The following is a 25,821-nucleotide window of genomic DNA, read 5'->3' on the forward strand; positions in this document are numbered from 1 at the left end:
CGTGGCGGCGGTGTCTAGCCGGATGCGCCAATTGGCCCGCTGGTCATCGATGGCACCCAGGATAGCGGGCCGACGGGGCGGCCCGCTCAGCGCGGTGCGCTCGCTGCCGCCTGGCGCGCCTGCACGGCCTGCCTCAGCTGCTCGCGCAGGCGCTGGCCCCAGGGCGGCACGCCGATGGACGTGGCACCCGCCGGGCCTGTCACCCTCAGCACGCGGCCGCCAGGGTCGAAGGCGGCAGAGACCGCGACCGTGGCGCCTGCGTCCGACGCCGCGCCCAGTGGGTACAGCGCCCGCCCAGCCGGCGCCGCCTTGGCCGGGGCGTTGTCGTCATCGCCTTCGTTGCGGTCCGCGATCATGAACACGGGGCCGGCTTCCTGCGTGCCCAGGCGGTGAAGCTGGTAGGCGAGCGTGGCGCCATACCAGTCCGTGGAACTCACGGCCAGCAGGTCCGCCGAGATGCGTGCCAGATTCAGGCCGTTGCCAAACGCCGGGATCACCGTGCCTTGCACCTGGCCGCTTTCCGGGTCCAGCAGCTCGATGCGGCAGGTGTCGGCCGGCACGGCAACCAGCAGCGGCGCGCCGGCCTGGGCATCGGCGGGCAGGAACTGCACCTCGGGGAATTGGCCCGGCCCGGCCTGGTCGCCCGTCGTGCAGCCTGAGCGCACGGGCTGGGGCTCCTGCCCGCGGTGCAGGCGCCAGCGCGCCCAGGCCGTCTTGCAGGCGGGGTCAGCGCTGGCCGTATCGGTTTCGTCCAGCCGCGTCACGACGCCCGTCCAGCGGCCATCGGGCGACACCGACAGCAGCGCCTCCAGGTCCTTGCCAGGGCGCAGCTCTGCGGCGAGCAGCGGGTAGGCGCGCATCACCTGCGCACGATCCATGTCGACGGGCTTCGCGGGCTTGCTCTCATCGTCCGTCAGCAGCCGCCATTTCGAACCGCGGGCCCGCAGGTGCACCGACTGGCTGGACGGCGCTGCTAGCGATGGCGTGGCGGACGCCGCAGGCCCAGCCGCCTTGACCTTGGGCTGGCGGTGCCAGTCGTCGCGGTTCCACAGGCGGTCCGCGCGCTCAGCCAGCGTCAGGAAGCGCAGCTCATCCGATGGCAGGCAGGCGCTGCGAGCGCTGGCCGGGCCGCGCGGGTCGCGTGCGAACTGGCGCACGGGCAGCGTCTCCAGCAGCCGTACGCGCGGCCAGGGCGGCGTGGGCGTGCCGTTGCGGGCCCGGTCCCACATCAGCAGCATGCGGCCGGTGGGATCGAACCCCAGCGGCCGGCCCGGTGCGATGAACCAGGTGGCGCCCGTGTCGGCCGCCAGCACCTGGGTCTCGGCCCAGTCCTCCTGCAGGGCCACCAGCGTGTCGCCCCAGGCCACTTCACCCTCGCTGCGTGCCCAGGTCTCGCGCCCGCTCTCCACGTCCAGCACCACCGTGCGGCCCACGCCCACGCCGGTGCCCGTGCCGAAGCGGTAGTTCTGGTAACGCAGCGTGCGGCCCTGCGCGTCCAGCTGCACCCCCTGCGTGGCACTGGCCTGGCGGGCCTGGAGGCGGTGCGTGGGCACGAGCACCGGCCCGGGCTCGATGCGGTACACCGCCATGGCGGAATCGTTCATCGCGCTGGCCACCAGCACGGGCGCGTCGCGGGCCAGGTTGTAGTCAGTGGCGCTCGCGTCGCCTTCTCCGTCACGCAGCCGCATCTGCAGCGCCAACGCGCCGCCGCCCTGGCGGTCCAGCAGCTGCCAGCTGCGGGGCGCGCCGGGCTCGTCACGGGAAAGCAGCACGAAGCGCTGGCCGGACATGCCCCACACGCGCACAGGCCCCGCAGCGGCGGCCACATAGGCTGTGCCGGGCGGCCGGGCGCGGCCCGGCAACTCGCTCAGGCGCAGCAGCTTTGTGGTGTTGGCGTCACCGCCGATGCAGGGGATGCCGCCCTCGCACAGCGACAGCGGCAGCGCCGTCACATGGCCGAGCCCAGAGCCCGGGGCCAGGTCCACGGCCGCAGCGCGCGGCACGCGTACGGGCTCGGACTCCTCATCCTGCCCCGCCTTCTTCGGCGGCGCCGGCTCGGGCCCTTCGGCCACCAGCACCGCGCCGCCCGCCGCGAACGTGAGCCGTTCGGCCAGCAACGGCAGCGCCACCTGGGCCAGGCGCCGCCCGTCCGCCGTGGACCACACAGCCAGCTGCAACCCCGCCGCCACGGCCACGCGGGCGCCGCGCGCATCGAAGGCGAACACGGGTGGCGTGACATCGCCTTCCTCGCGGGCGGCGGGCGTGGGGGCGCTCGTGTCGAACGCCAGCGTGGGCCCGCGCCGGTTCTCCACCAGCGCGGTGAGGGCGGCCTCCAGGAAGCCCTCGGGCAGCGCCCCGTCCACGCGCGGCTGGGCCTGTGCGAGCGCGTCCACCAGCGCGTCCCAGCCTTCGTGCGCGCGCCCGTCGCGCGACAGCAGCAAGGCCTGCTGCGCCGACGATGACAGCAGCCGCTGCTGAGCGCGGTCGCGCTCGTCGATGGCAGCATTGCGCTGCAGCAGTGCAAACGCCGCCAGCAGCGCAAAGCCGGCCAGCGTGAGCGCGATTGCCGCACGCAACCGCACCACCGAGCGCACCGCATGCGGCGCCGTCACGAGCCGCTCCACCACCTCGTCGCTCACACGGCCGGTCTCGCAGGCCTGCGCGCTTTCGTCGATCCAGATGCGCCCGGCAAACGGCAGCCACGGCTGCGTCAGCTCCGCCAGCGCCGGCTCCTGCAGCGCGCCATCCACGCTGATGGGCACGATGGCCGCGCGTGGCCGCGTGACGCGGTAGGCCTCGATTTCCACGCGCACCCAGCGCGGGTCGGCCAGCGTGCCGCGGTTGGCCACCACCACCAGGATGCGGCTGCGCCGCAGCGCCCGGCGCAGCGTGCCGTCCAGCTCGGCCCCCACGGGCGCTTCGTCCTCGCTGAAGAACACCGTGAAGCCACGCTCGCGCAGCCGCCGCGCCAGGTCCGACGCATAGGCCCGGCAGCCGCGCGGCAGCGGGCCCAGCGCGAACGAGATGAAGATGTCGTAGCCGAAGTAGCGCGCCCAGCCGCCCGCCATGCTGGCACGCGGCTTGGGTGCGGCGGCGGTCACACCCGCACGCCCTTGTCGAACGCGTCGGGCAGGTGCTCCGGCTGCACCTGCCGCGCCACCTCCTGGCCCAGCTCGCGCAGCGCCGGGATGTTCCCGGGCTTGTCCATCTCCTGCATGTCGTCCAGGTAGTCGTTGGTCACGTCGCGGCCCAGCGCCTTCTTGTACCAATCCTTGGTGAAAATCGCGTTGTAGCGGTGGTAGGTCACGAGGGGCTGGTTGCCGAACGCCGGGTGGCAGTGCCCCATCTCGCGGTCGATCTCGCGCGAGGTGGGGTTGGGCGGTGCGGGCTGTTCGCCTTCCCTGGCGCGGGCCGGCGAGGAGACCCACTGCAGCATGGTCTCCACCAGGTCCGAGCAGTCTTCCATCAGGTTCTTCAGCGCCATCACGCCTTCGCCCGCGGCCAGGCCTGCGAGCTTGCCGCGGGTGTTGACGGCGGAGTTGGCCTTGCCGGTGCCCACCGACACGATCAGCAGCTTGTCCGCGCCGGCCTCCCAGTTGAACTGGTAGCCCGCCATCGTGACGGCCATCAGCGCCTGCAGCGAGGGGTTGTTGTGCGGGCTGCAGCCGCCATCCACGAAGAAGCCGTCCAGGTCCTCGCGCTCAGGGCTGGCCTTGGATTGGATGCTGATCATTTCCGGCGCAAAGAACGTGGGCGCTGCGGTGCTGGCGCGCACCACCTGCCACAGCGGGTACTCGCCGTTGGGGATGGTGGCCGGGCGCTTCGGGTTGGCCTTGAAATACCGGGCGTCGGGGTTGTTGGTCAGCACCCAGGTGCTGCCCGTGTCCAGCCGCTTGGCCACCACCAGCAGCCCGGTGCGGAAATCCTTGCGGGCCAGCGTGCCGGTGCCGAACACGTCTTTCAGGGCCTGCGCCACGTCCTCGGCGCTGTAGGAGTCCTGCAGCACGCCACGGCGCCAGAAGCTGCGCTTGAACACCTTGTTGCCCAGCCGCAGGTAGTGGCCCTCGATCTCCTCCACGCTCATGCCCAGCGACAACCCCGCCGCAATGATGGCCCCGGTGGACGTGCCGGCAATGAGGTCGAAGTAGTCCGATAGCCGCAGCCCCGCGTCGTTGAAGCGCTCCTTCAGCAGGCTCTCGATGCGGTACAGAACCTGCAGCGACATCATGCCGCGCAGCCCCCCGCCGTCCAGCGACAGGATGCGCTTGGGGGTGCCGTCGGGCTTGCGGTGTTGATCAAAGCTGCGGTAGGTCTTGCTCATGGGAACTCCGTTGCTGGAAATGCTGGGTACTGCGTCGGTCACGCGCCCGTCAGCGGGTGGCTGTCGATGTACTGGATGAAGAACTCGGCGTCGCGGGCCAGGCGCACCATGGCGGCAGTGCCGCCGAGGGAGTTGTCGGCCTCGTTGTGGTCCCACAGCGCCAGCAGCGTGCGCCGGTCTGCCCCCCAGGCCTGGGCCTGGTGCAGCATCCAGCGGTTGCCCCGCGACCACGGCGTCATGGGCTCTGCTCGGCCGTCCGGGGCTTTTTCCTTTCGCCCGCGCAGCCAGGTCGGCAGCTGCTCGGAATCGCTCATCACGCGAACGCGGGGCGTTGGCTGTTCATGCGCGTCGGCCAGTGCCAGGAAGCGGTTGCGCCAGTTGTCGTCGTAGTGGCGGAACACCTCGCGGGCAACGGCGGCACGCTCCAGCGGCAGGCACAGCCATGTGGCAACGCCCAGGGCCTGGCAGGCCTCCAGCGCCAGGATGTCGGCCCCGGGCGCAGCGGAGGCGAGCACGGTGATCTCGTCGCCCGTGTCCTGGAGCCGCCGCAACTCGGCCTCGATCAGCTCGCGCGCGCGGGCACTGGCCTGCGCGGTGCTGGGGAAGCGCGGCGCGCGCGGCGGGCTGGCGTCTGCCCGGTCCACGTTGTGGCCGCTGAAGATGATGAGGTGGCGCGGGCGCTTCGGTGCGGGCGAGGGCGCCTGCACCGGTACGGGGCCATCGAAGGATGCGATCACCGAGCGCGCGGTCTCGGCGTCAATGCCGAGTTGCTCGAACAGCTGCAACTGGCCGCGTGCGGCATTCCAGTAAAACCCGTGTTCCCGCGGTATTGCGCCCTGGTAAGCGTCCAAGACGACCGAACGGTCCGCCTCCGGGGGGGCGATGGCCCGGTCGATGAACAGCAGGTCCGCAGCGCTGATCTGGGCCCAGACCAACGCCTCGCCTTGCTCGGTAGCGCAGGCCCGCTTGATCGATGCGCGCACCACGTACGTCAGCGCCGTCAGCGCCTTGCCGAGTGAGCGCACATAGTTTTCGGTGTCGTCCTCATCGCCCCCGAACAGGTTCCTGAAGCGCGGGTGCGAGGCCAGCGATTGCAGGATGCGCCCCATCTGCAAGGCCGCCAGCCCGGAGGAGAAGTGATTCAGGTCGGCGTCGTAGGCATCCCGGTAGGCCTCGTAGCAGGCCTTGGCCCGGGGGTCGATGGCCCGCTGGCGACGGGCCTCCAGGCTGTCCAACTGGGCGAAATCCGCCCGCCACAGTGTCTTGAGGTTGCGGCCCTGCAGCGCGCGTGCTTCGGATCGCTGGTCGGGCGACAGGTCCTTGCGAGCCAGCACCCGCGCCAGCGCCTGGTTGGAGCGCTCCAGGTTGACGGGGTCGGCGGCTTTGCCGGCCTGCTTGTAGAGCCGCTCGTACAGGTTGGCCAGCGCCAGGTTGGCTTGCAGATCCTGCCCGTCGCCCTCGCGCACCTGCTCCCACGTCCGCGCGGCCACCTCGTAGTCCTCCGCCTGCCACTGCCCCTGGCCAATGAGGCGACGCGCCTCCTGCTCGAAAGGCTGGCCGCGTACGTCCTCGGCCAGCAACCGCAGCCAGCCCTTGTCGCCCCGCGCCGCGGCCAGCTGCACCTCCTCGGTGAAGCTCAGTGGCACCGTGGTGACGCGCGTGGCGTCCGCCTCAGGCAGCTGCGGCAGCATCAGGAACACCGGGCTGTCCGTCTCGCGGTCGCGAGCCAGCGTGGCGTTGATCGCGTCGATGAGATCGGGGAGCGCCTTCTCCGGCGCGTCCACCGCGTAGGTCACGTAACGGGCGCCAGCGATGTCGAACGGCGTCGCGTCGCCCGACGGCTTGCCCTTGATCAGCACCGTGTACTTCTTGCGCAGCGCGTGGCGCACGCCCAGCTCGTAGAACACGTTGGCGTTGTTCACCGTGATGTCGCACACCACCAGGTCGGCCTGCAGGATCAGCTGGAACATGTCCTGATGGACCTGCCCCGCGCCCACCACCTCCACCGTGGTGTCTCCGGCGATCTTGCATGCCTGAAGCGCCGGCGCGATCAGCTCTGTATGCGTCCGCTCAAAGTCGATGTCCCGGCCCTTGCTGTCTTTCTTTTCGCCGAACCCCCGGATCACGAAGCAGCGCATGGCGCCTCCCTTTCATCGGTCTTTGCGTTCCCGGTCGCGCAGCGTCTCGAACAGTCCGCCAGCCTGGACGCGTGTAGGCAACGTCAGCTTATTGCGGAACGCCGGAATTCGCGTCCTAAGAATTGTGGGTTCGCGGACGGGCTGTCGGGGCTCCAGCTGGAACGCGCTGCCAACACGTTGGGCGCACTGAAGCCAGTGGCATTCCGATCGTTGAGCTGTTTTTGCGTCGGATCCTCGCCAACGCGTATCTGTAGCGCGCGTTGCCAACAACCTTGATACAACCAAGCGCATATCCATCTGCGCAAAGAGGCGTTCCCTCTTTGGAGGGTGCTGCCTAGAGTGCCGGGCAATGACACGCCTGCTCACCTTCCCCGACTCCCAGCACCAGGTGCTGTCGATCCGCGCCAAGGCGCTGGTGTTCGACGACCCGGCCTCGCGTGCGTTGCTGGCCCAGGCCGAGCGTGTGGCGGCGAGCGATGCCACGGTGCTCATCATTGGCGAGACCGGTACCGGCAAGGAGCTGATCGCCCGCCATATCCACAACAGCAGCGGCCGGCGGGGCCCTTTCCTGGCGGTGAACTGCGGCGCCTTCACCGAGCAGCTCGTCGAGGCGGAGCTCTTCGGCCACGAGGCCGGTGCCTACACGGGGGCCACGAGCGCGCGCGCCGGTTGGTTCGAGGCCGCGGCCGACGGCACCTTGTTCCTCGACGAGGTGGGTGACCTGCCGCTGTCCGTGCAGGTGAAGCTGTTGCGCGTGCTGCAGGAGCGCCAGGTGGTTCGCATCGGTTCGCGCAAGCCCATCGATGTTCGCGTGCGCCTCGTGGCTGCCACCAACGTGCGGCTGGAGCAGGCCGTGGCGGCGGGCCACTTCCGCGCCGATCTCTATTACCGCCTCAGCGTCGCCACGCTGCAGTTGGCGCCCCTGGCCCAGCGTCCGGGTGACATCCTGGCGCTGGCCGAGCATTTCATCGGCGTCTACAGCCGGCGGCTGGGCCTGACCGACGTGCGCCTCAGCGGCGACGCGCGCGACGCATTGCTTGCCTATGCGTGGCCCGGCAACATCCGCGAGCTGGAAAACGTCATCCACTACGCGCTGATCATCTGCCGCGACAGCCGCATCGTCCGCGAGGACCTGCAGCTGCGGGCCGTCTCGGGGCCCCAGCTTGCGCCGCCTGCGTCAACGGGCAATGTGGGCGACGAAGACGACGTGCTGGAGCGCGTCTTCGAGCGGCTCTTCGACGAAGCGCCGCAGGCCCTTCATGAACGCGTCGAGTCCGCCCTCATTCGCGCGGCCTACCGCCACTGCCATCACAACCAGGTGCACACGGCAGCGCTGCTGGGCATCACGCGCAATGTGCTGCGCACCCAGCTCAAGCGTCTGGGGCTGCTGCCGCCGTCGCGCCTGGGCGTGCCTCAGCTCGGGCACGAGGTTGCACGCGAACCCTCGCCCCCAGCGCGTATCCATGCCGCCGCATGAGCTAACGCGAAAACCTTCGTTCCGCACTCATGCCGCTGCTGCGCACACTGACTCAGCTCTTCAGATCTCTGCCACCACACCCATGAACTCATCCACCTTTGCCCGCCGCGCGATCGCGCCCTTCGTGCTGCTCCTCGTTGCCACGGCCGCACAGGCCCAGGGCGACAACCCCTACGGCGTCGGCTCCGTCTGGGACAAGAGCGATGCCGTCACCAAGGCCGTGCTCTTCACCCTCGTCGCGATGAGCGCGGGCAGCTGGTACGTCATCATCACCAAGCTGTTGCAGCAGGCCAGGCTGGGTGCGCAGTCGCGTGCCGCGCAGCGCGACTTCTGGAACGCCGGCACCGTCAAGGCGGGCGCCGAGAAGCTGTCTCCCAAGAGCCCCTACCGCTACATCGCCGAGGCCAGCCTGGAGGCCACGCAGCGCCACCACGGCCTGCGCGCCAAGGTCGACTTTGCCGACTGGGTGGACTTGTCCCTGCACCGTGCCACCGAGCGCGTGCAGCGCCAGCTCTCCACCGGCTTGAGCCTGCTGGCCACCGTCGGTTCCACGTCGCCCTTCGTCGGCCTGCTGGGTACGGTCTGGGGCATCTATCACGCGCTGACGGCCATCGGCGTTGCCGGCCAGGCCTCCATCGACAAGGTTGCCGGCCCGGTGGGCGAGGCGCTCATCATGACGGCCATCGGCCTGTTCGTCGCCGTGCCTGCGGTGCTGGGCTACAACGCGCTGCTGCGCCGCAACGCGCTGGTGCTGGACGACGTGCGCGACTTCTCCGGCGAGCTTCACTCCGTGCTGCTGGGCTCGGGCCATGAACAGCCCGCCGCCGCCGAGCATCCGCAGCATGCCACTGGCCTGAGCCCAGCGCTGGCCTGAGCACTGCACGATGGCCATCCAGATCGCTCAAGGAGCCGACGAGGCGGTCTCGTCCATCAACACGACGCCGCTCGTCGACGTCATGCTGGTGCTGCTCATCATCTTCCTCATCACGATCCCGGTCGTGAACTTCTCGGTGCCCGTGGAGCTGCCGCATCAGCGCAACCAAGTGCGCGAGAGCCAGCCCAAGGACATCGTCATCACGGTCTCGCGCGAGGGCAAGCTCTACTGGTTCGACGCGCCCGTGGCCAACAAGGACGCCCTGTTCGAGCGGCTCAAGGGCATTGCCCAACAGCATCCCCAGCCCGAGGTGCATGTGCGCGGTGACGCGGGCAGCGACTACGCCCTCGTGGGCCGTGTGCTGCTGGCCGCCCAGCGTGCCGGCATCGCCAAGGTGGGCTTCATCACCGAACCGCCGGCTCGTTCGCTATGAGTGCAGGACCTTTGCGCAAGGCGGCCCGCGCGCGCCGCCAGATCACGTCAGCCCTGCCCGTGCCCGACATCAACACTACGCCGCTGATCGACGTGATGCTGGTGCTGTTGGTGATGCTCATCATCACCATCCCGGTCCAGCTGCACAGCGTCAACCTCAACCTGCCCATCGCGCCGCCCTCCGCGCCGCCGCCGGTACCGCCTGAAGTGGTTCGCCTGGACATCGCGCCCGGCAACGTCGTGCTGTGGAACGGCGAGGCCGTGGCCGACGAAGCGGCGCTGCGCCAGCGCCTGAACGCCGCCGGCCGGCAGGACGTGCAGCCCGAAGTGCACGTGCGCCCGCAGCCCGGTGCCAAGTACGACAGCTTCGCGGCCGTCATGACGGCGGCCCACGCGGCCGGCCTCAGCAAGCTCGGCGTGACCGGCAGCGAGCAATTTCTCGACGAAAAGCAGTAGGAGAGATTCATGAGTGCAGTTCTTTCGCCCGGTATCTCCGGCGGCCTGACGCTGGACGACACCCGCCCCGCGCCGCGCCGCCTGGAGCCTCAGCTGCCGCCACCGCCGCCGGCGCTGTCCGCCGCAGTGCCCCTTCGCTCGCAGCTGAAGCCCCCGGCCAGCGCCAACCGCGGCACGGGCATCGCCGTTGTCGTCGGCTTGCACGTCGTGCTGGGCTGGGCCCTGACCACGGGCCTCGCGTCCAAGGCCGTCGAGGCCATCAAGAAGCCCATCGAGATGGCGCTGCTGCCCGAGGTGCTGCCGCCTCCACCGCCGCCCCCGCCGCCCAAGGTCGTGAAGATCGAGCCGGTGCAGAAGGTCGTGCCGCCGCCGTCCTACGTGCCGCCGCCCGAGATCGTGCCCGTCGTCACGCCGCCGCCAGCGCCCATCCAGGTCGTGCAGGCCCAGCCGCCCAAGGAGCCTGTCGTCGTGGCCGCGGCGCCCGCGCCCGTGGCGGTTCCCGCGCCACCCGCGGCGCCACCCATCGTCAAGCGCGAGATCAGCCTCGCCTGCCCTGGCTACGAAGCCGTGCTGGCCTCGGCGCTGGAGGAAGCCATCGACCGCGTCGGCCTCAAGGGCACGGTGCAGACGCTGATCAAGATCCGCGGCAACCAGGTCGTCGAGGTCACGCCCACCTCCGGGCCCAAGGAGTACCACAAGTACGTCCAGGCCGCGGTCAAGCGCATGCGCTGCACGGCCGGTGGTGCCGATGAAGTGCAGGTCTCTCTCCCCGTCATCTTTTCCTGAATGAGCTCTCCTTCTCGACGCGGCCTGCTGCAAGGCCTGGGTGCACTCGCCCTCTTGCCAACAACCAGCCGCGCGGCAGACACGCCGCCCAACATCCTCTTCATCCTGGCCGACGACATGGGCTACGCCGATCTCGGCGTCTACGGCCAGCGCGATTTCGCCACGCCCAACCTCGACAAGCTCGCGGCCCAGGGCATCCGCTTCACGCAGGGCTATGCCAACTCGGCCGTCTGCTCGGCCACGCGTTTCGGCCTCATCACCGGGCGCTATCAGTACCGGCTGCGTGGCGGGCTGGAGGAACCTGTCGGCGGCGACCAGCTCGGCCTGCCACCCGATCACCCCACGCTGCCTTCGCTGCTGAAGGCGCGCGGCTACCGCACGGCGCTGTTTGGCAAATGGCACCTCGGCGCCTTGCCCAAGTACGGCCCGCTGAAGAGCGGCTATGACGAGTTCTTCGGCAACACCGGCGGCGCGGTCGACTACTTCACGCACAAGGCCGGCGTCGGTGCCAACCTGCCGCCGGACTTGTTCGAAGGCGAGGTGCGCGTCGACAAGGCCGGCTACTACACCGACCTCATCGCCGAGCATGGCCAGGCCTTCCTGCGCAAGCAGACCGCCGCCCAACCCTTTCTGCTGTCATTGCACTTCACCGCGCCGCACTGGCCCTGGGAGGGACCGGGCGACGAGCCCGTGTCGCGACAACTCAAGACGTTGAACCACACCGACGGCGGCAGCCTGAAGAAGTACGGCGAGATCGTCGGCGCGCTGGACGCAGCGGTGGGCCGTGTGCTCGCCACGCTGGAGGCGCAAGGGCTGGCGCAGAACACCCTCGTCGTCTTCACCAGCGACAACGGCGGTGAGCGCTTCTCCAACACCTGGCCCTTCAGCGGCCAGAAGTCCGAGCTGCTGGAAGGCGGCATCCGCGTGCCCACGCTGCTGCGCTGGCCCGCGCGCGTGAAGTCTGGGCAGGTGAGCGACCAGGTCGTCATCAGCATGGACTGGCTGCCCACGCTGCTCGCCGCGGCCGGCGGGGCGCCGCATGCCGACTATCCAAGCGACGGGGTGAACGTGCTGCCGCAGATCTTGGGCCAGGCCGCGACGACGGAGCGCAAGCTCTTCTGGCGCTACAAGTCCAACGCCCAGCGCGCGCTGCGCGAAGGCGACTGGAAGTACCTGCAGATCAATGGCAACGAGTTCCTGTTCAACCTCGCACAGGACCAACGCGAACGCGCCAATCTGGCTGAGCGCGAACCCGAGCGGTTGAACAAGCTGCGTGCCGACTGGGTGGCGTGGAGTTCGGGGATGCTCCCGATCACGGATGACGTGAGGAGCTACAAGATCAGCCCGAAGGTGCAGGCGGATCGGCCGGGAGGCTGACCAAGGGGCACGGCACCGGGCGTCGTTTGCATCGATTTGGCGGGGTAGAGTTGGCTGCAGTGGCGGGACGCTGAACTTGATAGTTCCACAGGCGCCCGCTGGTGCCCCGGGAAGCGAACACTCAGCACATGCAATTTCTGCCCTCCAGCTATGCCCCGTGGATTGTTGCCGCATCGCTGCTGATCGCCAGCTTTGCGTCCTACGTCGCGCTTGACCTCGCCAAACGCGTCCGCACCCGCGACCGCGGCGTCGCCGTCAGCTGGTGGGCCGGCGGCTCGGTGGCGATGGGCACCGGCATCTGGTGCATGCACTTCGTGGGCATGCTCGCCTTCTCGCTGCCGATTGCGCTGGGCTATACCGTGGTGCTCACGGTGGCGTCGTGGGTCGCCGGGGTTGCCGTGTCGGCCATCGCGCTGTATGTCGCGAGCCATGGCGAGCTCACCTGGCGCCGCCTGACCGGGGGCGCCATCGCGATGGGGCTGGGCATCTGTGCGATGCACTACACCGGCATGGCCGCGCTCGACATGTCGCCCGGCATCGTCTGGGATCCGCTGCTGGTCGTGGCATCGGCGCTGATCGCGGTCGCCGCGTCGGCGGCGGCGCTGTTGATCTTCTTCTGGCTGCGCAAGATGGGCGAGCGGCGCGGCGTCATCTTCCAGCCGCTGGCCGCGCTGGTGATGGGCATCGCCATCTGCGGCATGCACTACACGGGCATGGCGGCGGCGAATTTCCCGGTGGGCACAGTCTGCCTGAGCGCGGATGCGCTGGCCGGCCCGCAACTCGGCATGGTGGTGTCCGTGTCGTCCATTGCGCTGCTGGCGATGACCTTGTTCACGTCGACCCTCGATGCCCGCATGCGCAGCTCGCTGAAGGTTGCCAACGTGAAGCTGGAAACGGCCAACGAGGAGTTGCGGCGGCGTGCGTTCCAGGACCCGCTCACCGGCCTGCCCAACCGCATGCTGTTCGAGGACCGCCTGGCCCATGCGCTTCAGCGCCACGCGCGCACCGGGGAGCAGATCTCGGAGCGCAATGCCGGCAAGGTGGCCGTGCTGTTTGTCGACCTCGACGGCTTCAAGCCGGTCAACGATTCCCTCGGCCACGCCGCCGGCGACACGGTGCTGAAGGAGGTCGCCGCGCGTCTGAGCAGTGCGGCACGCGAGGCCGACACGGTGGCGCGCATCGGTGGTGACGAGTTCGTGTTGCTGATGGAGGACGTCAGCAGCCTGGCCGACTGCGTCAGCCTCGCCTGCCGCCTGATCGCGGCGCTGTCGGCGCCTCTCGAGATCGGCGGCCAGCGGGTCGCCCTGTCGGGATCGATCGGCATCGCCGCCTACCCCGACCACGGCGACCGCGACAAGCTGGTCATGCATGCGGACGCCGCGATGTACACCGCCAAACGCGCCGGCGGCAGCACCTATGCGCTGTACGAGGCGCACATGGACGAGGGCGCGCGGGAGCAGCTCAATCTGCTGAACGACCTGCGTCATGCCATCGAGCACGGGCAGCTGCAGCTGCACTACCAACCCAAGATCGACGGCAAGCATGGGCATATTCGCGGCGTCGAAGCCCTGGTGCGCTGGAATCATCCGGAGCGCGGCCTGCTGAGCCCGGCCGTGTTCATTCCCATTGCCGAGCGCTTCGGCCTCATCAACAGCCTGGGCAACTGGGTCATCGACGAGGCTTGCCGGCAGATGCACGCCTGGGCAGAGATCGGCCTGAACATGCGCGTGGCGATCAACCTGTCGGTGCATCAGTTGCGCGAAGACGACCTCGCGGCGCGGATCGAGGCGGCCCTTTCCAGGAACCTGGTCGAGCCCTCGCAACTGCTTTGCGAGATCACCGAGTCCGTCGCGATGGAGGACATCAAGAGCACCCAGCGCGCCTTCGAGGAGTTGGCCCGCATCGGCGTTTTTCTCTCCATCGACGATTTCGGGACCGGCTATTCAAGCCTCAGCTATTTGCGCCAGTTGCCCGCGCGCCAGCTCAAGATCGACCGCAGTTTTGTCGCCGACGTCGAGACCAGCGCCGACGCCCGAGCGATCGTCAGCGCCGTCATCCAGCTGGCCCACGAGCTCGGGCTGCGCGTCGTCGCCGAAGGCGTGGAAACCAAGGGGCAGCGCGACATCCTGCTGGCGCTGCACTGCGACGAGCTGCAGGGCTATTTCCTGGCGCGACCGATGGCGGCCGAGATGCTCGAGGCCTGGGCCGACGGGCAAAAGCCCGCCGGCACGGCTGATTTCTCGCCGTCGGTATTGGGTGGCGATCTGTTGATGGATGGCGATGTTTCGGGCGCGACGAGCTTGTAGAACCTCACTGCGCGAGGACTACTAGAGAGAAGAGTGAACCAGCTACGTCCAGCAGCCTGGCTTACCGAATCGAATAGCCGCCATCGACTGGAAGAGTGACACCAGTGATGAAGTCGGCAGCTTGGGAGGCCAGGAAGACGGCGGCGCCAACAAGTTCGTCTGGCGTTCCCCAGCGGTTGGCCGGTGTGCGCGCAAGGATTGCATCGTTCATGGGCGAGCTCCGAACCCGCGCGGTCATGTCCGTCGCGATCCATCCCGGTGCGATGGCGTTGACCTGGATGTTGTGAGGGGCGAGCTCGATGGCCATGGACTTCGTCAGCTGAACGACGGCGCCCTTCGCTGCGCTGTACGCCGGCTGAAAACCGGAGCCGAAGAACGAATACATGCTGGCCAGATTGATGATCTTGCCCCTCTTGCGGCCGACCATTGATCTGGCGGCCATTTGCGACAACAGGAAGCAGGCGTTCAGGTTGGTTTCAACCACGGCATCCCAGTTCTCGGCGGCTTCGTTCAGCACGCCGTAGTTTGGCGACGCGATACCCGCGTTGTTGACCAGGATGTCCAGCCCGCGGAGCTCCCGCTCGACCTGTGCAATGGCGGGCGCCAGTTCCATGCGGTTCATGACATCCAGTTGGATGGCAAGCGCCGGCCGGCCGATGGCCTGAAGCTCAGCGAGGACGAGACGATTCTTCTCTTCATTGCGCGCCAGCACTGCAACAGAAGCGCCCGCGCGAGCCAGGCCCAACGCGATGGCGCGGCCAATGCCCCCGTTGCCACCTGTCACGATGGCGACTCGACCGCTCAGATCAAAAGGCGATGCGGTTTCGGGCATTGGTAGTCCTCAGAGGTTGTCTCGTGGCGCTCACGTGGCTGCGGGAGACTACTCCGTCCGTCAAGGACGACTGCCGCGCATCCTCGGCCAGGCGTTATGTCGACAGCAACATGGCCGCGAGCACCGCATTCGCGACCATGAGCGCAATGTCAACGGTGAAGATGAACAGCATCGGGCCTGACAGCACCGGCCAATAGGACTCGCCGACTCTTCCGCCTTTGAGCGCCACCGGCAGGTTGGCGACAAACTGACTGGCGTGCGCCACCGAGAAGACGCCGGCAAACAGTGCTCGCTGTGCAGGCTCCGGAAAGAGCGATCCATTCAGAAGCAGCAAGACCGCGAACGCCGCGAAGGCGAAGTTCATGCCGCCAAGAAACCGGACCGACGCCGCGATCGTTGGAAAGAGTGGCGACTGGCGTGCGGATGGTGGCACCAGGAGCTTGGCGGCCGCGTTCGGCCTGAGGCTGAAGTACTGGAAGCCGGCGCCAAACCAGAGCGTGTTCAGCACGAGAACCACGGTGAAGGCCGCAGGTGTGTTCAAAGGGAACTCCAGGAGCACGACATGACGCGAAACCCCGGACTGTACGAACCCAGGAGCCAGCCGCGAAGGCGGCGGCGCCGCTCTCCAGGAGCCGGGGCGGCAATGAGGAGAAGGGGTGCTTGGAAGGCGGTGCCCCACAGACGCATGCCCTCCACATCGTGCGCAGGCTGTTCACGACTTCCAGGCTCAAGCGTTTCCGGATTTGCGTGATTTGGCAACGAAAAATGCCGAATGCCACCGTTTTGACAAGTTAGGCCGCACGCCGCGCAACAGGCCTTGCAAGACGGAAGCCATGCCCGTACTCTTCGTTCGAACGGATTCAGACAACACACTTAACCCGTTATCCAGGTGGCTTCATGCCTTGGCGTGTTGGGTTCGGGAGGACCAAATGAGCGCTACGACCCCGGCGGGCCGCAGCCTGAATCGACGCCATCTGATAGGTCTGGCCACTCTCGCCGTGCTTGCCGCGTCATTTGGCCTGAGCCGGCGCCGGACAGGCTTGCCTGCGGTGACCGAGAGGCTCTCGATCGCGCTTCCGCAGGCGCCACACGCTGGGCTTCTTCATATCGCGGCAGCACGGGGCTTCTTCGATGAGCGCGGGCTGGCGGTGACGATGCTGGCGCAAACGCATGGCAAGGCTGCGTTGGCCGAGCTCTTGCGAGGTGGCTCCGATCTCGCCGCCGCGGCGGACGTGCCCGTCGTCATCGAGTTGCTCAAGGGTGCGCCGCTGAGCATTGCTGCCGCGGTGGCGAGCGCGTCCAATGAATTGGCAGTGCTTGCGCGGCGCGACCGCGAAATCAGTTCGCCAGCCGGCCTGCAGGGGCGCCGGGTGGGGGTCACGCTGGGTACCAGCGGTGAGTACTTCCTGTGGGCCTTCATGGTGCGTCATCGCCTGGCGCCGCAGTCGCTGATCCTGGTGGATCTACCGCCGACTCGCCTGGTGTCCGCGCTGCGAGACGGCAGCGTGGATGCGATCGCGGCCTGGCAGCCGATCCGACACGAAGCCGAGGTGGCCCTCGGCAGCACCATCGTTTCGTTCAGCGCCCCCGGTGCCTATGTACAGAACTACGTGCTCGTCGCCCGCAGCGAGTTTCTGTCAACCCGCGGCGAAGCCTTGCGCCGGCTTCTGCTGGCACTGTTGGATGCCGAGCGTTTTGTGCATGCCGACCCGTTGCAGGCGAAGGCGCTCCTGGCCGCACGCTTGAAGCTCAGCCCCGACGCGATCGAGCCGGCCTGGCAGGCCCTGGACCTGGAGGTCGATCAGCAGCAGGCACAGCTGGTCACGCTCGAAGACGTGGCGGGCTGGGCGATGGCGCGCGGTTATGCGCCAACGCAGCCGATGCCGAACTTCCTGTCCCATCTGAGTCTTGAGGCCTTGCAGGCCGCGAGCCCGGGGCGGGTGACGGTGGTGCGATGAAGATCAGCAGCAAGGCCAAGTTCGCTGCGGCGCTGATGTTCGGCGCCATGGCGCTGATCGCTGCCAGCATCGGCTGGGCCAACACCCAGGTCAGCGCCGCCGTCGAGCAGCGTCACCACAGCGCTGCGATTGCCAGTGCGCTCAACGACATGCGCATGGTGACCTTCGAGTACCTGCTCAACCGTCGCGAACGCGCGCGGCTTCAGGAGCAGGCCGTCTGGCAGCGGCTTGAGGGGCTGCTCGCCCGGCCGGTCCATCTCGATGAAGCCGCGGTAAGGACGCTGGCCGAGTTGCGGGCGAACGGCGAGGCCAGCCACCGCTTGTTCGGTGAGGTTGACCCCGTACGAGGGGCCGGTGGCGTCGCCGACGAGATCCAGCAGCGCTTCGAGGTCCAGGTCTCCAGCCGGCTGCTGATCCTGCAGCAAAGGAGCCTCGTCGACGCGGCGCAGCTGATCGACGATGCGGGCCTGCGCATCGATGAGACCCAGCGGCGTGTTGTCTTCGTGACGGCCGCTGGGCTGGGCTTGATGGCGCTGATCACGGTGGCCGCCGTCTGGATTTTCCGGCGCGACGTGCTCCTCCCGATTGCGAAGCTTGAGCAGGCCACCCGCGAAGTGGCCGCTGGCAACTGGTCGTTTGAGCTGGATGTAGGCAATGCCGATGAACTCGGTGAGATGGCGCGCCACTTTGACGCGATGACGCGCGCGCTGCGCGACTCATTCGGCCAGCTCGAGCTCAGCAATCGAGAACTGGTCTCGCTGAACAACGAGCTCGAGTCGTTCAGCTACTCGGTCTCGCACGACCTGCGCAGCCCGCTTCGCAGCATGGATGGCTTCTCGCAGGCCCTGCTCGAGGACTATGGCGACCAGCTCGATGAAGAGGCCCGCGACAGCCTGCACCGCATCCGCGCCGCCAGCCAGCGCATGGGGCGGTTGATCGATGAGCTGCTCGGCCTGGCGCGCGTGACCCGGGCCGAGCTGCGAATCCAGGAGGTGGATATCAGCGCCATGGCCCGCGAGATGGCGGCCACCTTGGCCCGGACGCAACCCGAGCGCAGCGTGGGCTGGGAGATTGACGAGGGCATCACGGTGCAGGCCGACCGGGAGTTGATCCACATCGCATTGCAGAACCTGCTCGACAACGCCTGGAAATTCACGGGCAAGACCGTCGACGCCGTCATTCGCGTGGGCGCCCGCCAGGAGGGTGGAGGGCGGGTCTGCTTTGTCGCCGACAACGGTGCCGGCTTTGACATGGCCTACGCCGACCGCCTGTTCGGCGCGTTCCAGCGCCTTCACCACGAAAGCGATTTCCCCGGCACCGGCGTCGGCCTGGCGATCGTTCAGCGCGTGCTGCGCCGCCATGGCTGGCCGCTGTGGGCGCAGGCCAGTCTCGGTGGCGGGGCCAGCTTCTTCTTCCGTTTCCTGGAGCGAACCGATGAACAACGAGAGCAAGGTCATCCTGCTGGTTGAGGACAACCCGGACGATGTCGCGCTGACGCTGCGTGCGTTCAAGCGCAGCCATCTGATGAATCCGCTGGCCGTCGCCCGCGACGGCGTGGAAGCGCTCGATTTCGTATTCGCGCGCGGGGCCTATGCCGATCGTGCGGGTGCGCCGCTGCCAACGCTGGTCATTCTCGATTTGAAGCTGCCCAGACTGGATGGGCTTGGCGTGCTCAAGGCGCTGCGCGCCGACCCCCGCACGGCGCTGCTTCCCGCCGTGATCCTGACCTCTTCGAAGGAAGAGCAGGACATCGTTTCGGGCTACAAGCTCGGCGCCAACAGCTATGTTCGCAAGCCTGTTGATTTCACCGAGTTCGTCGAGGCGGTCAAGGTGCTCGGCATCTACTGGCTCGCGCTCAACCAATTGCCGCCGCGGCCGGTCTCGTCATGAGCGCCGCCCAGCCGCCCGAAGGCACTCAGCTCCCGCCTGGCGGGACGGCGCGCAGCGTGAAGGGTGCCCCCGTGGACGCACGGCCGATCAAGGTTCTTGCCGTCGAGGACTCGGAGAACGACGCACGCCTGGCGATGCGCCTGCTGCGGCGCGCCGGCTTCGCGCCTGAATTCCATCGGGTGCAGGATCTGGCTGCGCTGCAATCGGCCCTTGTCCAGGGCCCATGGGATGCGGTGATCTCCGACTTCAGCATGCCGGGCTTCAGTGGCCTGGAAGCGCTCACCACGTTCCGCGCCAGCGGTCTGGACATTCCCTTCATCTTCGTCTCCGGCACGATCGGTGAGGAAACGGCCGTGGTCGCGATGAAGGCCGGCGCCAACGACTACGTGATGAAGGACAACATGAGCCGGTTGGCGCCGGTGCTCGAGCGTGAGCTCGTGCAAGCCGCTCGCCGAGCCGCTCATCGAGAGGCGGAGGCCGAGCTGAGGCGCTTCGAGGCGCAGCTGGGCGAGGCTCAGAAGATGGAGTCCCTCGGGACGCTGGCGGGCGGCATCGCCCACGACTTCAACAACATCCTTGGCGCGATCCTCGGCAACGTCGAGCTCGCGCGGGGTGAAGTCGATGACGGCCATCCGGTGCTGACGATGCTTGGTGAAATCCAGAAGGCCGGCCTGCGTGCGCGTGATCTCGTCCGCCAGATCCTGACCTTCAGCCGCCGCCAGCCACAGCAATTGCGCAACGTCGCGCTGCGGCCGATCGTTGATGAGACCTATGGCCTGCTGCGCGTGACCCTGCCGGCAGGGGTTGAGCTCGAATTGCGCCTGAGCGATGAGCCCCTCCACGTCGATGGCGACGCCACCCAGCTCCAGCAGGTGGTGATGAATCTGAGCACGAATGCCTGGCATGCGCTGGGTGGCGGTGTCGGCAAGATCGTCATCGGCCTTGAGGCGGTGCATCTGGACTCAGCCACTGCCAGAGCCCTGTCCGGCCTGGTCGCCGGCCCCTATGCCCATCTGTGGGTGAGTGATACGGGCCGGGGCATGGACGCCGCGACGCGCGAGCGGATCTTCGAGCCCTTCTTTACGACCAAGCCGACCGGTCAGGGTACGGGCCTGGGCCTGGCGGTCGTCCATGGCATCGTCGTGGCTCACCAGGGCGGCATTGCCGTGAACAGCATTCCTGGCCAGGGCAGCACCTTCCACCTCTACCTGCCCGCAGTCAACCCACCGCTGCCGGCGATGAACGTCGAGCGCCTGTCGGATGCGCCGTCCCGCGGGCACGGCGAACACGTGATCTATCTCGACGACGACGAGACGGTCATGCTGGTTGTCGTGCGCCTTCTGGAGCGCGCCGGCTATCGCTGCAGCGGCTTCACCGAGGTAGCCGCGGCGCTTGCAGCCATCAGCGGCGCGCCCGATGCGGTGGATCTGTTCGTGACCGACTACAACATGCCTGGCCGCTCGGGCCTTGATGTCGCACGCGAGATTGCCTCCACCCGCCCCGGGTTGCCGGTGGTCATCAGCTCGGGCCTGATCACTGACGAGTTGCGCGAACAAGCAACGGCCGCAGGTGTGCGCGCCGTGCTTGAAAAGGAAGACACGTTCCGTGACCTCACCGCCCTGGTCGGGCGGCTCCTGGCCTCTGCCAGATGAGTATTGCCCCGCGGGTCGGGCGCAGGCGGGCCGAGCCGTTGGCCTGCGCCGACGTTCGGCGAGTTGAGGGCACGGCCGCGCTGCCGCCGCTGTGCCCTCCAAGCCCCGTCACAGCTTGTACGTCAGCCCCACGTTGAACCGCCGCCCGAACTGGAAGTTCGACTGGTGCCAGGGGTTGAGCGGGTCCGTGTAGGTCACGCGCTGGTTGGTCGCGTTCTCGATGCCGAATCGGGCCTGCAGCTGCGGTGTGATCTGCTGCGACACGTTCGCCGACACCCAGGTCTCGGCGCCGTTCAGCTGGAAGGCCGTGGAGTCCCACGTCGGCGCGCGGTTGTAGGCCGAATGGTGGTTGGCGGCCAGGCGGGCCTCGAAGCCGTTGCGGGCGTACCAGAGGGTCAGGCCGCCGTTGCTTTTCATCAAGCCGTTGGTGGCGATGGGCGTGAAGCTGCCGCCGCTGCGGTCGCCGTTTTCCTTGATGTTGCTGTCGCTGTAGGTGTAGTTGGCCTGCAGGCCCAGGCTGTTCCAGGGCTCGGGCAGCTTGGTGAAGGCCTGCTGGTAGACCAGCTCCACGCCCTGTACGTTGCCGCCGTCGCGGTTGACCTGCTGCGTGTAGTAGGCCGCCTTGCCGTTGAAGGTGCCGGCCACCGAGGCGATGCCGATGTAGTCGCTGATCTTCTTGTAGAACAGGCCGACCGAGACGAGGCTGTCCTTGTCGAAGTAGCGCTGGAAGGTCAGGTCAACCTGGCTGGCCATCATCGGCTTGAGCTGCGGGTTGCCGCCCGAGACCGTCGTCGGGTTGACGCCGTTGGGGTCGATGCTGACGGTGTGGGCCGCGTTCATCACGTCCAGCGGCGCGCGGGCCATGGCGCGCGAGACGCCGAAGCGCAGCTGGTTCACGTCGTCCTGATCCAGGTTCAGGATGAGGTTGAGGCTGGGCAGGAAGCGGGTGTAGCTGGTGCCGGCCGAGACAGGCGTGGGCGCGCCGCCGTTGACCTGCTCCATGCCGTAGCCCGTCTGGCTGGTGTGCACGGCGCGCAGGCCCACGTTGCCGCGGTAGCTCAGGTCGCCGAAGGCGCTGCCGTTCAGGTCGGCCTGGGCGAAGGCGGCGCTGCTGCTCTCCTTGGCGCGCCAGCTGTTCTGCACCAGGTCACTGGCGGTGGGGCTGCGGCCGTCGGCGCTCAGCGTGTTGGCGCCGAAGTATTTGCTGACCGCACTGCCGAAGCCGTCGGCGAACTCGATGAAGTCGGGCCGGCCGTCGACCTGCACGCGCTGGAACGCGCTGGTCGGGATGGTGGCCGCGCCCGAATAGTTCCACGAGGTCTGGGCGTAGGACTTGTCGCGCTGCGTGGCGCGCAGGCCGAACTTGAGCTTGTTCACGTCGCCCCACTTCACGGCGCGGCTGGCGTTGAACTGCTGGGAGTTCAGCGAGTCGTTGAGCTTGCCGGCATAGCTCGGGCCCCACTGCTCGGTGACGTTGGTGGAGAAGGCGGCCGGGTTGCCGCTGTCGCCGCTGAAGCTGTAGGTCATCCAGCCATCGCGCGGGAAGCTCCAGGTCACGCTGCCAGGCTGCAGCATGCTCATCTGCACGGCCGTCCACATCGTGTCGCGGGCGGCAGTGGAGCGGGCCACGTCGGCATCGAGCTGCCAGTCGTCGAGCTTGAACTTGCCGTTCAGGCCCGCCGCGAAGTTGCGCATGTTCTGCTTCCAGCGCGCGTTCAGGTTGTCGAGGTTCACACCCGACACCGTCGCGCCGGTCACGTAGCCGCCATCGGTCGTGACCTTGCTGAAAGAGCCGCTCTGCCAGCCGTCCCAGTTGCCGACATTGCCTTCCACGTGCACGAGGGTGGGCTCGAGGATGTTGGAGCGTGCGGCGTAGACGTCGCCGGTGATGGCCACCGCGCTGTTGGGCTTGTATTCGATCTTGCCCAGCAGGCTGGAGCGCTTGTCGGTGCCCTTCTTGACGCCGTTCTGGAAGCCCCAGGGCGTCTTGTCCACCTTGCCGTCGCCGGTCACGTCGGCGGAGTGGGTCTCGTTGAAGCCCCAGTTGTCGACGCGGTCCTCCAGCGAGGGCTGGTCGTAGTAGCTGAAGGCCAGCGCCACGCCCAGCGTGCGGTCGAGGAGCTGGTCCACATAGATGCCGCCCAGGCGCGGCGCGTACTTCTTGGCGCCCTGGATGCTTTTTCCCAGCTGGTAGTACAGCGCATCAGCCTTCAGCGACACGGTGCGCTCGCGGTAGGCCAGGGGCTGCACGGTCTGCAGGTCGATGGTGGTGGCGATGCCGCCTTCGACGATCTCGGCCGACTGCGTCTTGTAGACCGTGGCGCCCGACACCGACTCGGCCGGGAACATCTCGAAGCGCACGGCGCGGTCGGGTTCAGATGACGCGAACTCGCGGCCGTTCAAGGTGGCGCCGACGAAGCGCGGGCCCAGGCCACGCGCGACGATCTGGCTGGCGTTGCCGCGGTCGATGCCGGCGGACAGGCCAGGCAGGCGCGCCAGAGATTCGGCGATGGTGGTGTCTGGCAGCTTGCCGATGTCCTCGGAGGCGATGACCTCCACCATGCTGTTGGACGCCTCCTTGGTGTCCAGCGCCTTGCGCACCGAGGCGCGGATGCCGCTGATGACGACGGTGTCCAGCTTGGCATCGCTGTCATTGGGTGCCGTCTGAGCAGCTGCGGGCAGCAGCACCAGGGCCTGCAGCAGCAAGGCGAGTCGGGTCGGGGTGAAGGGGATCTTTGGCATGGGGTCTCCGTGGTTTTCTTAATGAAGACGGCCCTCTGAGGGGCCGGCTGAAAACCATGGTACGAAGCGGTTACATGCGCCAGATATGCCTTCTTTGCCCGCAGCTATCGCGTTTTCGGAATGCGTTGCAGCGAAACCATTTGCTATCTCGACGCGAGATAGCAGCCGCTGAAAACGGCATAGATGGCCCCGGGTTCACCCGAGTGAAAGTGCCGCCGTCAGCACCATCGCGGCGGCGCGTTCGTCGCGGCCGTGCAGGATGGGGCGCTGCAAGTAGAAGTCCAGCGTCGGCCCGGCTGGCGTACCGGCGCAGACGTCCTGGAAACCACCCTCTGCATCGATGCGCGAGCGCACACCTGCCCACGCGCGTGTGATGGCTGCGTCAGTCGTTCTCGCTGGCAGCCAGCCGTGGCGGCGTGCCGTCGCAAGCGCTGCGAGATTCATGGCCGTCACGGTCAACTCGGGGGTAGCGCCGTCGTGGTCCAGCACCTGGCGCCACAGGCCGTCGGGGCCCTGCAGGGGCAGCAGGGCCAGCAGATGCCGTTGCAGGCTCGTCCGCGGCGGCGCGGCAGCGCCTGACGCCTGCAGCGGGCCGGCCAGCGCCAGGGCGAGCCCCAGGGCCGCAAACCCGTTGCCCCGACCCCAGGCGACCGGCGAGCCCTCGGCGTGGTTGAAGAGGCCGTCCGGGCGCTGCAGCAGTTCGGTCAGGCCTTGCAGGGTGGCACCCAGTGCGGCGGCCGCGCGGGCGCGTTCCGGGGCCGGCAGAAGCGGTGCCGTGCGGTCCAGTAGCAGCGTGGCCAGGAAGAGGTCGTCCGTCCAAGGCCGCAGGCCGCTGAGCCGAGGGCCGTGGGCGGTGTCGGTCAGCACGGAACGCAGCGCTTTCACGGCCAGCGCGCCGGCCGCGGTGTCGCCGTCCTGGGTGGCGGCTTCGGCCAGCGCGGCGTAGCCGGCCAGGCGCGGCCAGTCGGTGGGCAGGGCTTGGCCCGGTTCGCCCATGGCATCTCGCAAGCCCTGCGTGGCGGCGCGTGCCGCGCGGGCCAGGTCGGGCGCCTGGGCCGGCGCGGCCAGTCGCCGCTGGGCGCTGATCAGCAAGGCCGCTGCGTAGTGAGGCGCCGGTGGCGCGGTGTACCGGCGCGCGATGGCCAGCGCTGCGGGCAGGGCGCCGTCGTCGGGCGCGGCGAAGGCCGGCATGCCGAGCGTGGCGGCCAGTGCGGCGCAGGCCTCGCGGCGCCTCATGCGCCTTGCAGCCAGTTGGCGCCTAGGCCCAGCAGCGCGCACAGGGCCAGCAGAGGCATGACGCCGAGCTTGAAGCGGAACAGCGCGATGCCGGCGCCAACAGCGATGAGGGCCGACGCCCCATCGAATCGGCCGGCAAAGCCTTGGGGCCAGAGCACGTGATACGCGAAGAACAGGGCCAGGTTCAGGATCACGCCGACGACCGCGGCCGTAATGGCCGTCAGCGGTGCCGTGAACTGCAGCTTGCCGTGCGTGGATTCGATGACCGGCCCACCGGCCAGGATGAAGACGAAGGACGGCAGGAAGGTGAAGAAGGTCACCACCGTGGCGGCAGCAGCGCCGGCGAGGAAGAGCGAATCGGGCCCGAAGAGTTGCTTCGTCCAGCCGCCGACAAAGCCGACGAAGGCGACCACCATGATCAGCGGTCCCGGCGTCGTCTCGCCCAACGCCAGGCCGTCGATCATCTGCGCGCCGCTGAGCCATTGGTGCTGCTCCACGGCGCCCTGGTAGACGTACGGCAGCACCGCGTAGGCGCCGCCGAAGGTCAGCAGCGCGGCCTTGGTGAAGAACCAGCCCATCTGCGTGAGCGCGCCTTGCAGGCCGTAGGCGAGTACGAGGCCGGCCATGGCCGCTGCCCACAGGCCGATGCCGATGGTCAGCACGCGGGTCAGCCGGGCGCGGGTGAAGAGCGCGTGTGGCGGCGTGGGCGTGTCGTCGTCGATGAGCGCCGGGCCATAGCCCTGCTGGGCCGCGCCGTGGCCGCCACCGATGGCGAAGATGTGCGGCGCCCGCCGGCCGCCGAAGCGGCCGATGGCGGCGGCCCCCAGCACGATGAGTGGGAAGGGTGCGCCCAGCGCAAAGATGGCGACAAAGGCCGCCGCGGCGATGCCCCACAGCCAGCCGTTCTTCAGCGCCCGCGTGCCGATGCGGTGGGCGGCATGCACGACCAGCGCCGTCACTGCGGGCTTCAAGCCATAGAACAGCCCCGCCACGACGGGCAGCTTGCCGTAGGCGAGATAGACCCAGGACAGCGCGATGAGGATGAACAGCGACGGCAGCACGAACAGCGCGCCAGCCACCAGCCCGCCGCGCGTGCGGTGCATCAGCCAGCCGATGTAGGTGGCGAGCTGCTGGGCCTCGGGGCCGGGCAGCAGCATGCAGTAGTTCAGCGCGTGCAGGAACCGCTTCTCGCTGATCCAGCGGCGGCGCTCCACCAGCTCGGTGTGCATGATGGCGATCTGCCCGGCCGGCCCACCAAAGCTGATGAAGCCGAGCTTGAGCCAGAAGCGCAGGGCTTCCCAGAAGCCGATGGGCTGCGGAGGGTCGAGTGGTTGGGCGTTCAAC

At 68.3% G+C, this 25,821-nt stretch carries 19 protein-coding genes; 11 read left to right on the forward strand and 8 right to left on the reverse strand.

Annotated elements, in window-relative coordinates; genetic code table 11:
- Positions 1–86 precede the first annotated feature (86 nt).
- The 3 genes from AC07V5_RS29195 to AC07V5_RS29205 are packed head-to-tail and all read right to left on the reverse strand — an operon-like array spanning position 87 to position 6,459.
- Complete coding sequence (locus tag AC07V5_RS29195; protein ID WP_495119119.1) at positions 87–3,101, reverse strand: TIR domain-containing protein; 3,015 nt, start codon at positions 3,099–3,101, stop codon at positions 87–89.
- The gene (locus AC07V5_RS29200; protein WP_495119120.1) at positions 3,098–4,321 is read right to left on the reverse strand and encodes a patatin-like phospholipase family protein; all 1,224 of its coding nucleotides are present in this window, start codon (positions 4,319–4,321) and stop codon (positions 3,098–3,100) included. Before AC07V5_RS29200 ends, AC07V5_RS29195 begins: the two co-directional genes overlap by 4 nt.
- A gap of 38 nt (positions 4,322–4,359) precedes the next feature.
- Positions 4,360–6,459 (reverse strand): hypothetical protein, encoded by a 2,100-nt coding sequence (locus AC07V5_RS29205; RefSeq protein ID WP_495119121.1) that lies wholly within the window; start codon positions 6,457–6,459, stop codon positions 4,360–4,362.
- Between the two features lie 349 nt (positions 6,460–6,808).
- Between AC07V5_RS29205 and AC07V5_RS29210 the strand changes: the two genes are divergently transcribed.
- The 7 genes from AC07V5_RS29210 to AC07V5_RS29240 all read left to right on the forward strand — a co-directional run bounded on the left by AC07V5_RS29210 (position 6,809) and on the right by AC07V5_RS29240 (position 14,167).
- Positions 6,809–7,936: a sigma-54 interaction domain-containing protein gene (locus tag AC07V5_RS29210; RefSeq protein ID WP_495119122.1), complete on the forward strand. Its 1,128-nt coding sequence runs from the start codon at positions 6,809–6,811 to the stop codon at positions 7,934–7,936.
- Positions 7,937–8,018: 82 nt separating this feature from the next.
- Complete coding sequence (locus tag AC07V5_RS29215) at positions 8,019–8,810, forward strand: MotA/TolQ/ExbB proton channel family protein (protein WP_495119123.1); 792 nt, start codon at positions 8,019–8,021, stop codon at positions 8,808–8,810.
- A 10-nt stretch (positions 8,811–8,820) separates the two neighbouring features.
- Positions 8,821–9,243 (forward strand): ExbD/TolR family protein, encoded by a 423-nt coding sequence (locus AC07V5_RS29220; RefSeq protein ID WP_495119124.1) that lies wholly within the window; start codon positions 8,821–8,823, stop codon positions 9,241–9,243.
- Positions 9,240–9,698, forward strand: coding sequence for an ExbD/TolR family protein (locus AC07V5_RS29225; protein WP_495119125.1), 459 nt, complete (start codon positions 9,240–9,242; stop codon positions 9,696–9,698). Before AC07V5_RS29220 ends, AC07V5_RS29225 begins: the two co-directional genes overlap by 4 nt.
- A gap of 9 nt (positions 9,699–9,707) precedes the next feature.
- Positions 9,708–10,484, forward strand: coding sequence for an energy transducer TonB (locus tag AC07V5_RS29230; protein WP_495119126.1), 777 nt, complete (start codon positions 9,708–9,710; stop codon positions 10,482–10,484).
- Positions 10,485–11,861: a sulfatase family protein gene (locus AC07V5_RS29235; RefSeq protein ID WP_495119127.1), complete on the forward strand. Its 1,377-nt coding sequence runs from the start codon at positions 10,485–10,487 to the stop codon at positions 11,859–11,861.
- A gap of 128 nt (positions 11,862–11,989) precedes the next feature.
- On the forward strand, positions 11,990–14,167 hold the full coding sequence (locus tag AC07V5_RS29240; protein WP_495119128.1) for a putative bifunctional diguanylate cyclase/phosphodiesterase: 2,178 nt from the start codon (positions 11,990–11,992) through the stop codon (positions 14,165–14,167).
- A gap of 61 nt (positions 14,168–14,228) precedes the next feature.
- Here AC07V5_RS29240 and AC07V5_RS29245 read toward each other — a convergent pair whose 3' ends face one another.
- Both AC07V5_RS29245 and AC07V5_RS29250 read right to left on the reverse strand, forming a co-directional pair.
- Positions 14,229–14,999: an SDR family NAD(P)-dependent oxidoreductase gene (locus AC07V5_RS29245; RefSeq protein ID WP_495119129.1), complete on the reverse strand. Its 771-nt coding sequence runs from the start codon at positions 14,997–14,999 to the stop codon at positions 14,229–14,231.
- Between the two features lie 94 nt (positions 15,000–15,093).
- On the reverse strand, positions 15,094–15,540 hold the full coding sequence (locus AC07V5_RS29250) for a hypothetical protein (RefSeq protein ID WP_495119130.1): 447 nt from the start codon (positions 15,538–15,540) through the stop codon (positions 15,094–15,096).
- 388 nt (positions 15,541–15,928) lie between these two features.
- On the opposite strand from AC07V5_RS29250, the gene AC07V5_RS29255 reads away from it, so the two are divergent.
- The 4 genes from AC07V5_RS29255 to AC07V5_RS29270 all read left to right on the forward strand — a co-directional run bounded on the left by AC07V5_RS29255 (position 15,929) and on the right by AC07V5_RS29270 (position 20,499).
- The gene (locus AC07V5_RS29255) at positions 15,929–16,957 is read left to right on the forward strand and encodes an ABC transporter substrate-binding protein (RefSeq protein ID WP_495119131.1); all 1,029 of its coding nucleotides are present in this window, start codon (positions 15,929–15,931) and stop codon (positions 16,955–16,957) included.
- Between the two features lie 155 nt (positions 16,958–17,112).
- Complete coding sequence (locus AC07V5_RS29260) at positions 17,113–18,426, forward strand: sensor histidine kinase (RefSeq protein WP_495119132.1); 1,314 nt, start codon at positions 17,113–17,115, stop codon at positions 18,424–18,426.
- A complete protein-coding gene (locus tag AC07V5_RS29265) occupies positions 18,392–18,847 on the forward strand; it encodes a response regulator (RefSeq protein WP_495119133.1) in 456 nt (151 codons plus the stop codon). The genes AC07V5_RS29260 and AC07V5_RS29265 overlap by 35 nt, the downstream gene beginning before the upstream one ends.
- On the forward strand, positions 18,844–20,499 hold the full coding sequence (locus AC07V5_RS29270; protein ID WP_495119134.1) for a response regulator: 1,656 nt from the start codon (positions 18,844–18,846) through the stop codon (positions 20,497–20,499). The genes AC07V5_RS29265 and AC07V5_RS29270 overlap by 4 nt, the downstream gene beginning before the upstream one ends.
- 108 nt (positions 20,500–20,607) lie before the next feature.
- Here the strand turns inward: AC07V5_RS29270 and AC07V5_RS29275 are convergent, their stop codons facing one another.
- From AC07V5_RS29275 to chrA, 3 genes are all read right to left on the reverse strand, one after another.
- On the reverse strand, positions 20,608–23,241 hold the full coding sequence (locus AC07V5_RS29275; RefSeq protein WP_495119135.1) for a TonB-dependent receptor: 2,634 nt from the start codon (positions 23,239–23,241) through the stop codon (positions 20,608–20,610).
- Positions 23,242–23,436: 195 nt separating this feature from the next.
- Complete coding sequence (locus tag AC07V5_RS29280) at positions 23,437–24,477, reverse strand: glycoside hydrolase family 88 protein (protein WP_495119136.1); 1,041 nt, start codon at positions 24,475–24,477, stop codon at positions 23,437–23,439.
- On the reverse strand, positions 24,474–25,820 hold the full coding sequence (chrA, locus tag AC07V5_RS29285) for a chromate efflux transporter (RefSeq protein WP_495119357.1): 1,347 nt from the start codon (positions 25,818–25,820) through the stop codon (positions 24,474–24,476). Before chrA ends, AC07V5_RS29280 begins: the two co-directional genes overlap by 4 nt.
- Between the last annotated feature and the right edge of the window lies 1 nt (position 25,821).

The organism is Roseateles sp. GW821-FHT02E12 (assembly GCF_059421665.1).